This is a genomic window from Micromonospora polyrhachis, assembly GCF_014203835.1.
GTDB classification, from domain to species: Bacteria; Actinomycetota; Actinomycetes; order Mycobacteriales; family Micromonosporaceae; genus Micromonospora_H; species Micromonospora_H polyrhachis.
Genome location: NZ_JACHJW010000001.1, coordinates 6370714 through 6384822 on the forward strand (window position 1 = coordinate 6370714; position 14109 = coordinate 6384822).

The following is a 14109-nucleotide window of genomic DNA, read 5'->3' on the forward strand; positions in this document are numbered from 1 at the left end:
GATGCGAGTGGCTTCCCCGATCATCTGGATGAGCGACCACGGGGCTGTTCAGGGTCAGGTTTTGGTCAACCGATGGGTGAGGGCGGTGTGCCGGCGACCGGTGCCGGCGGTACGGACGGCGATGGCGATCGCCTTGCGGGAACCGACCAGGACGACGAGTTTCTTCGCCCGGGTGACGGCGGTGTAGAGCAGGTTGCGTTGCAGCAACGTGTAGGAACTCATCGTCAGCGGAACGACCACGGCGGGATATTCGCTGCCCTGGGACCGGTGCACCGTGATGGCGTACGCGTGCTGTAGCTCGTCCAACTCGTCGAATTCGTACGTGATGTCCTCGTCCTCGTCGGTGCGGACGGCGAGCTGCCGGTCGTCGGTGGAGAGTGCGGTGACCACGCCGACGGTGCCGTTGAAGACTCCGGCGACGCCCTTGTCGTAGTTGTTGCGGATCTGGATGACCTTGTCGCCGACCCGGAAGACCCGGGCACCGTGCCGGCGTTCCGGCATGCCTTCCCGATGCGGGGCGAGTGCCTGTTGCAGGGTGAGGTTGAGGTTGCCGGCACCGGCCGGTCCCCGGTGCATCGGCGTGAGCACCTGGATGTCGCGGGGATGCAGCTTGAACTTGCGGGGCACCCGGCGGGCGACGATGTCCACGACCAGTTCGCTGGTGGCTTCTGGATCGTCGACGGGGAAGAGGAAGAAGTCGGGATAGCCGTCGATCGCGGGCGCCTGACCGGCGTTGATCCGGTGGGCGTTGACCACCACGCCGGACTCCTGGGCCTGGCGGAAGATCTTCGTCAGCCGGACCCGGGGGATGGTCTCGGCGGCGAGTACGTCGCGTAGTACCTCGCCCGCGCCGACCGACGGCAACTGGTCCACGTCGCCTACCAGCAGTAGGTGTGCGCCGGGGGCGATTGCCTTGATCAGCTTGTTGGCCAGGATCAGGTCGAGCATGGACGCCTCGTCGACCACGATCAGGTCGGCGTCGATCGGGTTGTCCCGGTCGTGGCTGGGGTCGCCGCCGGGCCGTAGCTTCAGGAGGCGGTGCACGGTGGCCGCCGGATGACCGGTCAGTTCGGTCATCCGCTTGGCAGCCCGGCCGGTGGGGGCAGCCAGCACGATCTTCGCCTGCTTCGCCGCCGCCAACGTGATGATCGACTTGACGGTGAAGGACTTGCCGCAGCCCGGTCCGCCGGTGAGCACCGCGACCTTCGCGGTGAGCGCCAGCCGTACAGCCTGTTCCTGCTCGTCGGCGAGGTCCGCGCCGGTCCGGGTACGCAACCAGGCCAGCGCCTTGGCCCAGTCCACGTCGACGAAGGCGGGCATCCGGTCGTGGCTGGAGCGCAGCAGCCGGAGCAGGCTGCCGGCGAGTGCGCTCTCGGCCCGGTGGAACGGGACGAGGTAGACCGCCGGGATGACGCCTCCCTCGACACTGGCGTTGGGCACCTCCTCGCGGATCACCCCCTCCTCGGCGACGAGATCGGCCAGACAGGTCTGGACCAGTTCCTTCGATACCTTGAGGATCTCGGCGGCGTCGGCGACGAGGTTCGGTTCGGGCAGGTAGCAGTGTCCGTTGTCGGCCGCCTCGGAGAGGGTGTACTGGATGCCGGCCTGCACCCGTTGTGGACTGTCGTGCGGGATGCCGACGGCCTGGGCGATGGTGTCGGCGGTCTTGAAACCGATGCCCCACACGTCGGAGGCGAGCCGGTACGGCTGGTTACGGACGATCGAGATGGAGCCGTCGCCGTACTTCTTGTAGATCCGCACGGCCAGGGAGGTGGAGACCCCGACCCCCTGGAGGAAGACCATCACCTCCTTGATCGCCTTTTGTTCCTCCCAGGCCACGGCGATCAGCTTCGTGCGTTTCGGACCGAGTCCGGGGACCTCGACCAGACGATCGGCCTCTTCCTCGATCACCCGCAGGGTCTCCGCGCCGAAGTGCTCCACGATCCGGGCGGCCATCTTCGGCCCGATGCCCTTGATCAGTCCCGAGCCGAGGTAGCGCTCGATGCCCTGGATGGTCGCCGGCAGCACCGTCGTGTACGAGTACACCTCGAACTGCCGGCCGTACTTCGGGTGCGAACCCCAGCGGCCGACCAGTCGTACGCTCTCGCCGGGCTGGACGCCGAGCAGCGAGCCGACGACGGTGAGCAGGTCCGGGCCGGTGCGCTCGGTGGCCACCCGGGCGATGGTGTAACCGGTCTCCTCGTTGGCGTAGGTGATCCGTTCCAGCACCGCCTCCAGGACGACACCGGGTGGCCGAGCCGCAGGCGCCAGCGAAGATCCGGTAGCGGTCACCCCCACATCATGCAGTAGTCGGATCATCCGGTCCGGCAGGGGATCGCCGCCCTGTTGGCCGCCTTCAGGGCAGCCGTTGCGGGCCCCCTGGGGTCCGCCGTTACCCGGGTTGCTGCTGTTCGTCCCGTCAAGGTCCGGATTCAGGCTATCGGGGCAATTAGCTGCATAACCCGACCACCTGCGAGTTTTACTCGGTTAGGGTCAACGCGAAAATCATCCCAACTCGGGTTATAAGGAGCGGCCAGGGCTGCTCGCACACCAGTCGCGTCGCGTCGGCGGCAGAAGGTGGGACGAGATGATCGCGCGCAGGCAATTGCTCATGGCAGGCGCTGCCGGTGGTGCCGCCCTGCTGCTGCCGCCCGGTAGCCGCCGGGCTTCGGCGGCGGGTCGGCGGACGGCCCCCACGCTGGACCCCACCACCATTCCCAAGTACGTCACCAACCTGGTGGTCCCCGGGGTGATGCCCCGGCTCGAAACGTCCTCGCGCAATCCGGTCGACGAGTACCGCATCGGTGTCCGACAGTTCCGGCAGCAGGTGTTGCCGCCCGGCTATCCGACCACCGCCGTCTGGGGGTACGGATCGTCGGCACACCCGCGCAGTTTCGGCTTCCCGGCCTGCACCATCGAAGCCCGAGTGGACCGTCCGGTCCGGGTCACCTGGGTGAACGAGCTGGTTGACGCGAACGGGCGGTTTCTGCCGCACCTGCTGCCGGTCGATCCCACCCTGCACTGGGCCAACCCGGGTGGTGGCGTCGTCGGGCGGGACCGGCACGTACGGTTCACCTCCACTCCCGAGGGATACACCGGTCCCGTGCCGGTGGTCTCCCACGTACACGGGGCGCGGGTCCTGGAGGATGGAGACGGATACCCGGAGGCGTGGTACCTGCCGGTGGCGAGGAACATTCCCCGTGGGTATGCCACCGTCGGGTCGTACTACGACGAGTTCCACACCCGGTTCGCAGATCGGCACAAGGTGAGGTGGCGGCCGGGGTCGGCGACCTTCCAGTACGAGAACGAACAGCACGCGACGGCGCTGTGGTACCACGACCACGCCCTCGGTCTGACCCGGCTGAACGTCTACGCCGGACCGGTCGGGCTCTACCTGATCCGGGGTGGCCCGTCCGACCTGCCCGCCGGAGTCCTGCCGGCACCCGCGTCGGACCCGGTCAGTAGACGCCACGAGATCCCGATGATCATTCAGGATCGCACCTTCCATCGCAGCGGTGCCCTGTACTACCCCGACCACCCCGATATCCCCGGGTTTGCCGGGCCCTACATCCCGGACAGTGACATACCTCCGATCTGGACCGAGACGTTCCTGGGTAACACCATGCTGGTCAACGGCCGCACCTGGCCGAAGCTCGACGTGGAGCCCCGGCGATACCGGCTACGCATCCTCAACGCCTGCAACGCCCGGTTCCTCCAGTTGCGGATCACGGCGAACCCGACCGCCCGCCGGGTCACCACCGCGCTGCCCTTGTGGCAGATGGGTGGTGACGGTGGTTTCCTGCCCGAACCGGTCGAGCACGAGGCGCTCCCGGTCGGCAACGGCGAGCGGGTGGATGTCGTCGTCGACTTCACCGGCGTGCCGGAGGGTACCGAGTTGTACCTGGTCAACGAGGGGCCGGACGGGCATTATCGGGGCGGTGAGCCGGGGCGGGACTTTGAGCCGGCAGACCAGAACACCACCGGCCAGGTGATGAAGTTCGTGGTCGGCGCACGGATCGAGGCCGACACCACCGTCCCACCGGACCGTCTCCAACTGCCGACCTTCACACCACTCGGTCCGGCCAAGACGACCCGGCGACTGTCGATCAACGTGGTCCGTTCCGAGGTGCGGGGAGCCGGACCGGTGGGACACCTGCTCGGTCAGGTGGACTCCGATGGTCGGCGGGTGTTGCGCCGCTGGGGCGAGCAGGTCACCGAGACGCCCACCGTGGGCGTGACCGAGATCTGGGAGTTCCGCAACTTCACGCCGTACGCCCATCCGATCCACATCCACCACATCCAGTTCCAGGTCATCGGTCGGGGACCGGACGGTCGGCAGCCCCCGGAGAGCTGGGAGACCGGTTACAAGGACGTGGTGATGACCTTCCCCGGCGACCGTACCCGGGTGAAGGTGCGGTTCGACCAGGTCGGCCGGTTCGTCTGGCACTGTCACCTGCTGGAACACGAGGACAACGAGATGATGCTGCCGTTCATCGTCGGCAACCCGGTTCAGCCGCTGGGCGCCCCCGGCACCGGCGACGGTGGTGCGATCGTCGACACCCGACCACCGCTCGGTGTGGTGGGCGCGGGACTGCTGGCGGCCTCGGCCCTGGGTGGGATCGTCCTGACCCGACGTCAGCGAGCCGACGAGCCATCGGTATGACCAGGCGAGGGCGTACGGTAAGCGTGACCAGGCGAGGGCGCGTGGTCAGCCTGACCAGGCGAGAGCATGCGGTAAGCGTGACCAGACGGGACCGTGTGGTCAGCGCGGGCGTGGCGGCCGTCGGCCGAGCGGGGCGAGAATGTGGTCGAGCAGGGCGCACATCGCGGTCGACGGTTCGAGCTGCAGGTCGCGCAGGATCAGGTCGCGGTAGACGTAGAAGGCGTGCAGCGCCTCGTACGCGTTGCCCTCGGCCAGGTGCACCTCGACGATCAACCGATGCGGTGTCTCCCGCAACGGTTCGGTCCGCATCGCCTCGATCGCGGCCTGTAACGCCTCGCCGTGCTGACCCGCCCGTAGGTAGGCCCGAGCCACCTCCTCCAGGGTGTGTAGTCGCAACTGGCGCAGGCGCTCCCGTTCCAGTAGCACCCAGTCGTCGTACCAGCCGGGCAGCAGGTCGTGCCGGCCGGCGCTGAGCACCGCGCCCGCCCGGCGAGGGTCCCCACCGTCGCGCACCCAGGCGGCGGTACGCACCAGGTCGTCAACGTCCACCTCGACGTTCGGGTCGAGGCGGACCGTGTCGCCGGTGACCAGCATCGGGCAGTACGCGTGCCGCCGCAGCCGCCACAGGGCGGTACGTAGGCAGGACAACGCCCGGTCCTCGGAGGCGTCCGGCCAGAGCAGCCCGGCCAGATGGGTCCGGGTCGCGTCCGGCCGCAGCCCGATCAGCGCGATGGCCCGTTGTAGGCCCCGCGGTACGGACGTCGGTTTCCCCCCGGTCAGCAGCCGAAAGCCGTCGAGGAGGAAGAGTTGGGTGGGCCGGGATCGGGAGGTGACGCCGCCGGTCGGTCGGCGTGGGGCGGGAGCCGGCGTGCTGCTGCCCTCAGAGGTCACGGCTGAACCCCCTGCACCGGAACCTTGTCCCGAACTCTGTCCCGGCAGTACGCCCGGGAGGCTGTCCTCACGGGGACGCCCGCTATCGCGAGAGCTGACGAAGAGTAGCAAGTTTAGTTACGCTAAGTCAATCTATGTCTCTGTCGGGGAACGCCGCTTGACTGCCTGACAGTGGATCGAGGATCCGATGGACGTGCTGGTCAGGGTCGAGTTGACGTGATGTCGAGCGTGCTCCAGGGGCGCGGAGGCGGCGCACTGAACGGAAAACCTTCTTACTCTGCGTATCCATTTTGGTGAGGTCTTCACCCGCTGTGGGCCGGGCTCGGCACCGCCGCGTCACCGCCGCGTCACCACCGTGCCGACGCCGGTGGCTGGTCCGTGACAGACCGATGACGGTGCCCCGCGCATCGTGGCCACTGCCCGTCCGAGTGGGTCGATGGTGGAACCGGCCTGGGGACTGCCCAGGTGCCGCGCGTCGACCGGAGCCGGTCTGCGTACCGGCCGTTGGGAGGTCACGGATGCATCGCTCACTGATCGTCGCCAAGGTCGCTCCCGGCATGGAACAGCAGGTGGCGCAGATCTTCGCTGAATCGGATGAGACGGAGCTGCCCGGCATCGTCGGCGTACGACATCGGTCCCTGTACCGGCTCGACGACCTGTACGTCCACCTCGTGGAGACCGCACAGCCGAGCGGCCCCGCCCTGGCGGCGGCGCGGGCCCACCCCGAGTTCGTCCGGATCAGCGAGCGACTGTTGCCCTACATTTCGCCGTACCTGGCGACCTGGCGCTCGCCCCAGGACGCGGTGGCCCAGTGCTTCTACCACTGGGACGCGCCGGTCGTGACCACCGGGAGCGGACGATGACCGCCACCCCGGTCGAGCATTCCCAACCCTGGCTGCGTTGCGCCGGCTGCGCGACGCTGCTCTACCGCAAACGGCTCCGGCGCAACCTCGACGTGTGTCCCGAGTGTGGGGACCATCGACGGTTGGACGCGGGAGAACGGATCCGACAACTGGTCGACCCCGACACCTTCCAACCGTTGCCGAACGAGGCGGCGCAGGTCGACCCGGTCGGCTTCGTCGACTCGGTGCCGTATCCGCAGCGACTGGCCGCAGCCCGAGTCGACACCGGGCTGACCGAGGCGGTGCTCTGCGGAGAGGCCGACATCGACGGATACCCCGTGGTTCTCGCGGTGATGGACTTCCGGTTCCTCGGCGGCAGCCTGGGCTCGGCCGTTGGCGAGCTGATCATCTGCGCCGCTGAACGGGCACTGGCGCTCCGTCGGCCCCTGCTGCTGGTCACCGCCTCCGGTGGTGCCCGGATGCAGGAGGGAGCCCTGGCCCTGATGCAGATGGCGGCCGTCAGTCAGGCCATCGCCGGGCTGCGCGAGGCGGGCGTGCTCACCGTCAGCGTCATCACCGACCCGACCTTCGGTGGGGTGGCCGCTTCGTTCGCCACCAACACCGATGTGGTGGTGGCCGAGACAGGGGCCCGGATGGGCTTCGCCGGCCCCCGGGTGATTCGTCAGACCCTCCGCCAGCCGCTGCCCGAGGGATTCCAGACCGCCGAGTTCCTGCTGCGGCACGGGCAGGTGGACATGGTGGTCGAGCGGCGCGCCCTACGGAGTCGACTCGTGCCGCTGCTCGCCGCCGGGTACGCCGCCGGGTACGTCGCCCGTCGTACCGGAAGCGTCGAGCGGCATAACGTCACTGGAGGCGTCGAGCGGCATAACGTCACCGGAGGCGTCGAACGGCATAACGTCACCGGAGGCGTCGACCGGCGCAGCGTCACCGATGGTGGCGACCGGCTGAGGGCGGAGTCCATCCTGGTCACCGACCCCGGGCGGATCTCCGAGCGAGACGCGTGGCAGGGCGTCCAGGCGGCCCGGAACACCGGTCGTCCGACCACCCTCGACTATCTGGCCACCACCTTCGACAGCTTCATCGAACTGCACGGTGACCGGCTCGGGGCCGACTGCCCGGCGATCGTCGCCGGCCTGGCCCGGCTCGGAGACCTGCACCTGGCCGTGGTCGGCCACCAGAAGGGACACCACACCAGGGAATTGCTGGCCCGCAACTTCGGGATGCCCACCCCGGCCGGTTACCGCAAGGCGCAACGGGTCATGCGACTGGCCGTCCGGCTCGGGCTGCCCGTGGTGACACTGATCGACACGCCGGGGGCGTACCCCGGGATCGAGGCGGAGGAGCACGGCCAGGCCGCCGCGATCGCCGACAGCATCCTGAGCATGACCGGTTTGGCGACCCCGGTCGTCGCGGTGGTCACCGGAGAGGGCGGCAGCGGCGGTGCTCTTGCGTTGGCCGTCGCCGACCGGGTGCTGATGTTGCAGAACGCCGTCTACTCGGTGATCAGCCCGGAGGGTTGCGCCGCCATCCTGTGGAACGATCCGACCGCCACGCCCCGGGCGGCCCGCGCGTTGCGGGTCACCGCCCCCGAGTTGCTGCGGCTCGGCATCACCGACGCGGTGGTCCCGGAGCCGTCCGGCGGGGCGCATTGCGACCCGCTCGGCGCCGCCGAGCTGCTGCGCCAGGCGCTCGAAGAGGCCCTGGCGCCGCTGTTGGCAGTGCCCGCCGTGACGCTGGTCCAGCAGCGTCGGCAGCGCTTCCGGCGATACGGTGCCTCGGCCCGTCCCGTCCGGCCCAATCCACCCACTGTGGCGGTGCCCAATCCATCCACTGTGCCGGTGCCCGCCCCGTCGCCGGTGCCGCCGCCGTTCGCTCCGCAGTCGGCGGGGCCGCCGGTGCCGACCGGGGTGGGGTCCCGATGAGCAGCGAGCCAGCCGGTGGGGAGCTCCTGGTCCAGTTACGCCAGCAGGCCCGCCAACTCGTGGCCGAGGTGGCTGGACCGTTGCGTCGACTCAGCATGCGCAGTGGTGACGCGGTGGTGGAGATCGAGTGGCATGCGGCCGGGGCCATGCCAGTCCCGGCGGCGGCCGGGTCGGCTCCGCTGGCCGTACCGGAGGCCCAAGCCCACACCGAGGGGCGGGCCATGGTCGTCTCTCCGATCGTCGGCACCTTCTATCGCGCCCCGGAGCCCGGTGCGGCACCCTTCGTCGAGGTCGGCGACGTGGTCGAGGCCGGTCAGGTGATCGGAATCGTCGAGGCGATGAAGCTGATGAACCACATCACCGCGGAGCAGGCCGGCAAGGTCGCCGAGGTGCTGGTCCGCGACGGCGAACCGGTCGAGTTCGAACAGGCGCTGGTCGCCCTGGTTCCCGCCTGAGTCCGAGGACGGCCTCGATGTTTGAGAAGGTACTGATCGCCAACCGGGGCGAGATCGCGCTCCGAGTCGCCCGGGCCTGCCGCGAGCTGGGCATCCGTACCGTGGCGGTGCACTCCACCGCGGACAGCGACTCGGCCGTGGTCCGCTTCGCCGACGAGGCGGTGCGGATCGGTCCGCCGGCGAGCCGGCGGAGCTACCAGAATGCCGCGGCCATCATCGAGGCGGCGCGGTTGACCGGGGCACAGGCCGTCCACCCCGGGTACGGTTTCCTCTCCGAGGACGCCGACTTCGCCGAGATCTGTGCCGACAACGGCCTGGTCTTCATCGGCCCCCGCCCCGAGGTGATGACGGCACTCGGGGACAAGGCCGCCGCCCGGCGGATCATGCGTGCCGCCGGTCTGCCGCTGCTGCCGGGAAGCATCGAGACCCTGGCGACGGTCGGCGAGGCCCGGGCGGTCGCCGACGAGATCGGCTACCCGGTGATCATCAAGGCGGCAGCCGGGGGTGGCGGCCGGGGCATGGCCGTGGTCCGGTCCAGGTCGGACTTCGCAGGGGCGTACGCCCGGACCCGCGCGGTCGGTCGGGCGGTCTTCGGCGACGACCGGGTGTACGTCGAGCGCTACCTCGCCCAGGCCCGGCACGTGGAGGTGCAGGTCCTCTGCGACGGGCACGGCAACGGCGTACACCTGGGGACCCGGGACTGTTCGGTGCAACGTCGCCACCAGAAGCTGGTGGAGGAGGGCCCCGCGCCGGGGCTGTCGGCAGCCACCCTGGACGCGATGGCCGACGCGGCGGTACGCGGCGCGGTGGAGGTCGGCTACAGCGGTGCCGGGACCTTCGAGTTCCTGGTGGACGAGGCCGAGAACTTCCACTTCATGGAGATGAACTGCCGCATCCAGGTGGAACACCCGGTGACCGAGATGATCAGCGGAGTCGACCTGGTGCACGAGCAGTTGCACATCGCCAGCGGCGTACCGCTGCGCATTCGCCAGGACGAGGTACGGCTGCGCGGGGTCGCCGTGGAGTGCCGGGTCAATGCCGAGGACCCGACGCGGGACTTCGTACCGACGCCCGGCCGGCTGGAGCGGTTCCATCCGCCCGGTGGTCCGTTCACCCGGGTCGACACCCACGGCTATCCGGGCTACGTGATCGGTCCACACTACGACTCGCTGCTGGCCAAGGTCGTCGTGTGGGCGCCGGAGCGAGAACTGGCACTCGACCGGATGGAGCGCGCCCTCGGCGAGTTCGACATCGCCGGACCGGGGGTGTGCACCAGCATCCCCTTTATCCGGCGGGTCCTCGACGACGCGCGGTTCCGCAAGGGGCAGTACTCGACCGGACTGGTCGATCGGCTGCTGCGTGAACCCGGAACCTCAGCCGACGTTCCGGCGAACGACCCACCCGCACGCTAGAGGAGGACCGGATGACCATCAACCAGGAGGACCGGCTCACGACGGCCGACGAGATCACGACGATCCTCGTCCGAAACTGTGGTCTGAACGCCGAGGCGGCGGCGGCCTCGCCGGCCGCGTCGCTGGAGGAGTTGGGCATGGACTCCCTGGCCCTGCTCGAACTCCAGGCCGTGGTCGCGGACCGCTACCGGGTGCAGATTCCGGAGGACTCCCGGGAACTGAGCATCGCCGCGCTTGCCGACGTGGTCGACCGGGGAACCGGCCGGACCGCGACCGACCCGGAGCCGGCGGGCCTGGTCGGGGGAGTCCAGGGCGACCCGCCAGGACATACGGAGAACAGCGTCGAGATCGCCGCGCCGCGGACCCTGGTGTGGGAGTTGACCAATGACGTCACCCGCTGGACCTCGCTGTTCACCGAGTACCAGTCGGTGGATCTGCTGGAGCAACGCGGTTACACGGTGCTGTTCCGGCTGACCATGTTCCCGGACGAGAACGGCATCTCGTGGAGCTGGGTCAGTCAGCGCACCATGGACCCGACCACCCACGAGGTGCACGCGCACCGGGTGGAGACCGGGCCGTTCGAATACATGCGTATCCACTGGCGCTACGAGGAACTTCCGGGTGGCGGCACCCGGATGATCTGGATCCAGGACTTCGCGATGCGTCCCACCGCCCCGGTCGACAACGCGCAGATGACCGAGCGCATCAACACCAACAGCCGTATCCAGCTGGACATCATCCGGGACAAGATCGAGAAGATCGCCCGGGACAGTGTCGTCGACACCCCTGCGGGAGCCCACCATGACTGAGCGGAACCGGATTCGAGTGGCGGCCAGGGAGATCGCACCGGACCGGCGACGAGGGGGTGAGCTGCGGGTCCTGCTCGGCCCACGCACCGTTGGCAGCACCTCCGGATTCCTGGGCGTGGCAACCCTCGCCCCGGGCGAACGCATCGCCGAGCACTACCACCCGTACAGCGAGGAGTTCCTCTACGTGGTACGCGGGGCCATCACCGTCGACCTGGATGGTGAGCCGGTGCCGCTGGCCCAGGGGGAGGCGCTGTTCGTCGCCGTCAACACCCGGCACCGGCTCCGTAACACCGGTCCCGAGCCGGCCGAGGTGGTCTTCCAGCTCGGTCCGCTCGCTCCCCGGCCCGAGTTGGGCCACGTCGACACCGAGGGGCCTGCGAGCGCGAGGAGTGAGCCGGTTTTGCGAGCCTCGCAGTCGCGAAGCGATGAGGGATCTGCGAGCGCGAGGAGTGAGCCGGTTTTGCGAGCCTCGCAGTCGCGAAGCGATGACAGCTCCACTGGTCCGCCGAACGGGTCGGTGGTCGCACCGGGCACGAGCCGACCGGAGTTCGCATCATGACCTCCCGGCGTACGGTGGTGACCGGGATCGGCGTGGTGGCCCCCGGCGGGGTGACCCGCAAGCAGTTCTGGACCACCATCACCGAGGGGCAGACCGCCACCCGCCGGATCACCTTCTTCGACCCGTCCCCGTTTCGCTCCCAGGTCGCCGCCGAGTGCGACTTCGATCCGGTGGCGGCCGGGCTCACCCCCCGCGAGCGGCGGCGGGCCGACCGGTACGTCCAGTTCGCGCTCGCCGGCTCGACCGAGGCGTTGGCCGACAGTGGACTGGAGCTGACCGAGGCCACCCGCGAGCACACCGGGGTGGTCCTCGGTACGGCGGTGGGCGGCACCATGGCCCTGGAACAGGAGTACGTGGTGGCCAGCGACTCGGGGGCCGAGTGGCTGGTCGACGCGGACTGCACCGGCCCGTACCTCTACCAGGCGTTGGTGCCGAGCAGTCTGGCAGCGGACGTGGCCTGCCGGCACGGGCTGCACGGCCCGGCCCAGGTCGTCTCCACCGGCTGCACCTCTGGCATCGACGCAATCGGCTACGCGCACCAGTTGATCCAGGACGGTGAGGCGGACGTGATCGTTACGGGTGCCTCGGATTCGCCCATCTCGCCGGTGACCGTCGCCTCGTTCGACGCGATCAAGGCCACCACCCCGGACAACGACGATCCCGCCCACGCGTCCCGGCCGTTCGACGCCGACCGACACGGCTTCGTTCTCGCCGAGGGGGCGGCGGTGCTGGTGCTGGAGGAGTTGACCCACGCCCGACGGCGGGGGGCCCGGGTCTACTGCGAACTCGTCGGCTACGCCAACCGGGCCAACGGGTACCACATGACCGGGCTGCGCCCGGACGGAGCGGAGATGGCGCTGGCGATCGAGGATGCCATGCGGCAGGGGCGGATCAACCCGGCCGACGTGTCGTACATCAGCGCGCACGGCTCGGCCACCCGGCAGAACGACCGGCACGAGACCGCCGCGTTCAAGCGGGCGTTGGGGCAGGCCGCCTATGGAATCCCGATCAGCTCGATCAAGTCGATGATCGGGCACTCGCTGGGGGCGATCGGTGCCATCGAGATGGCCGCCTGCGCGTTGGCCATCGAGTACGGGGTGGTGCCGCCGACGGCGAACTGGGCGACCCGGGATCCCGAGTGCGATCTCGACTACACGCCGAACGTGGCGCGGGACGTACCGGTGGACGTGGCGCTCTCGGTGGGCAGCGGCTTCGGTGGCTTCCAGTCCGCGATGATCTTCAAGCGGCTGACCGAGGTGGATCGATGACCGTTCGGGCGGTGGTCACCGGAATCGGGGTGGTGGCCCCCAGCGGCATCGGCACGGACGCCCACTGGAAGTGCGTGCTGGCCGGGGAGAACCGGATCGGGCGGATCAGTCTGTTCGACCCGGACCGCTACGACACCACGTTGGCCGGCGAGGTATCCGAATTCGACGCCAACCGGTACGCGGACAACCGGCGCGCGGTGCAGACCGACCGCTGGACCCACCTGGGGTTCGCCGCCACCAGCCTCGCCCTGGCCGACGCCGGGCTGCCCGAGACCGCCGAGGACCCGTACGGCTATGCGGTGGCGTTGGCCAGTTCGTCCGGCGGGAACCTGTTCGGGCAGCGGGAACTCCAGCGGCTGTGGAGCCGACCGTCGCGCACCGTCGGGGCGTACCAGTCGATCGCCTGGTTCTACGCGGCCAGCGTCGGTCAGATCTCCATCCACCACCAGTTCAAGGGACCGTGCGGGGTGTTGGTGGCCGAGGCGGCCGGAGGACTGGACAGCCTGGCGCACGCCGTGCGCACCATCCGGCGGGGTACGCCGGTGGCGCTCGCCGGGGGCACCGAGTGCGCGTTGAGCCCGTACGCCCTGGCCTGCCAGGCACGTAGCGGGATGCTGAGCGTGGCCGCCGACCCGGACCGGGCGTACCGGCCGTTCGACGTGGCGGCGGCCGGGTACGTGCCAGGGGAGGGTGGTGCAGTCTTCGTGGTCGAGGATCTCGACCACGCCCTGGCGCGGGGCGCACCCACCATCTACGGCGAGGTGGTCGGTTGGGGTGCCACCCACGACGCCCGGCACAGCGGTCGGGACGGTGGTGACAGCACGCAGTACGCCCGCGCGATGTGCCTCGCCTTGGACCGGGCCGGGACGCAGGCGGGAGAGGTGGACGTGGTGTACCCGGACGCGCTGGGCGTGCCGCGCTACGACCGTTCGGAGGCGGCGGCCCTCCGGCTGGCGTTCGGTGGCCAGCCGCCCCCGGTCACCACCCAGAAGCCGCTGATCGGCCGGGCGCACCAGGGCGGTTCGGCGCTGGACGTGGCGAACGCGTTGCTGTCGCTGCGGCACGGCGTACTGCCGCCCACCGCCGGGCTGGACGAACCGGCTGCCGGTTGCGAGTTGGACTTCGTCCGGCGTCCGCGGCCGGAGTCGGCCAACGTCGCCATGGTCAACGCGCGTGGCTTCGACGGCTTCAACAGTTCGCTGGTCTTGCGTCAGGTGGCGGCCCAGGACCGGGACAGGGCACGAGGGGAGCGGATCGGATGAGGGGA

Annotated in this window: 9 protein-coding genes and 2 pseudogenes; 9 read left to right on the plus strand and 2 right to left on the minus strand. The window is 69.6% G+C overall.

The annotated features are described in order from the left end of the window. Positions 1 to 54: 54 nt before the first annotated feature. Positions 55 to 2271, minus strand: a complete 2217-nt coding sequence (recD2, locus tag FHR38_RS28130; protein ID WP_246447867.1) for an SF1B family DNA helicase RecD2 — start codon at positions 2269 to 2271, stop codon at positions 55 to 57. 316 nt (positions 2272 to 2587) lie between these two features. Between recD2 and FHR38_RS28135 the strand changes: the two genes are divergently transcribed. Continuing rightward, complete coding sequence (locus FHR38_RS28135; RefSeq protein WP_221449220.1) at positions 2588 to 4663, plus strand: multicopper oxidase family protein; 2076 nt, start codon at positions 2588 to 2590, stop codon at positions 4661 to 4663. Positions 4664 to 4762: 99 nt separating this feature from the next. Here FHR38_RS28135 and FHR38_RS28140 read toward each other — a convergent pair whose 3' ends face one another. Beyond that, positions 4763 to 5554, minus strand: a complete 792-nt coding sequence (locus tag FHR38_RS28140; protein ID WP_184537863.1) for an AfsR/SARP family transcriptional regulator — start codon at positions 5552 to 5554, stop codon at positions 4763 to 4765. A 518-nt stretch (positions 5555 to 6072) separates the two neighbouring features. Between FHR38_RS28140 and FHR38_RS28145 the strand changes: the two genes are divergently transcribed. The 8 genes and pseudogenes from FHR38_RS28145 to FHR38_RS28180 all read left to right on the plus strand — a co-directional run bounded on the left by FHR38_RS28145 (position 6073) and on the right by FHR38_RS28180 (position 14104). After that, positions 6073 to 6417 (plus strand): TcmI family type II polyketide cyclase, encoded by a 345-nt coding sequence (locus FHR38_RS28145; protein ID WP_184537865.1) that lies wholly within the window; start codon positions 6073 to 6075, stop codon positions 6415 to 6417. Further along, positions 6414 to 8210 (plus strand): annotated as a pseudogene (locus FHR38_RS28150) (acetyl-CoA carboxylase carboxyltransferase subunit alpha); the annotation flags it as partial. The gene FHR38_RS28145 and the pseudogene FHR38_RS28150, both read left to right, overlap by 4 nt. A 125-nt stretch (positions 8211 to 8335) precedes the next feature. Further along, positions 8336 to 8794: an acetyl-CoA carboxylase biotin carboxyl carrier protein gene (gene accB, locus FHR38_RS28155; protein WP_184537870.1), complete on the plus strand. Its 459-nt coding sequence runs from the start codon at positions 8336 to 8338 to the stop codon at positions 8792 to 8794. Between the two features lie 17 nt (positions 8795 to 8811). Continuing rightward, positions 8812 to 10206: an acetyl-CoA carboxylase biotin carboxylase subunit gene (gene accC, locus FHR38_RS28160; protein WP_184537872.1), complete on the plus strand. Its 1395-nt coding sequence runs from the start codon at positions 8812 to 8814 to the stop codon at positions 10204 to 10206. An 11-nt stretch (positions 10207 to 10217) separates the two neighbouring features. Continuing rightward, the gene (locus FHR38_RS28165; protein WP_184537874.1) at positions 10218 to 11015 is read left to right on the plus strand and encodes an SRPBCC family protein; all 798 of its coding nucleotides are present in this window, start codon (positions 10218 to 10220) and stop codon (positions 11013 to 11015) included. Then, positions 11008 to 11385 (plus strand): annotated as a pseudogene (locus FHR38_RS28170) (cupin domain-containing protein); the annotation flags it as partial. The gene FHR38_RS28165 and the pseudogene FHR38_RS28170, both read left to right, overlap by 8 nt. Positions 11386 to 11570: 185 nt before the next feature. Next, positions 11571 to 12842, plus strand: coding sequence for a beta-ketoacyl-[acyl-carrier-protein] synthase family protein (locus FHR38_RS28175; RefSeq protein WP_184537878.1), 1272 nt, complete (start codon positions 11571 to 11573; stop codon positions 12840 to 12842). After that, positions 12839 to 14104, plus strand: coding sequence for a beta-ketoacyl synthase N-terminal-like domain-containing protein (locus FHR38_RS28180; RefSeq protein ID WP_184537879.1), 1266 nt, complete (start codon positions 12839 to 12841; stop codon positions 14102 to 14104). Before FHR38_RS28175 ends, FHR38_RS28180 begins: the two co-directional genes overlap by 4 nt. Positions 14105 to 14109 lie beyond the last annotated feature (5 nt).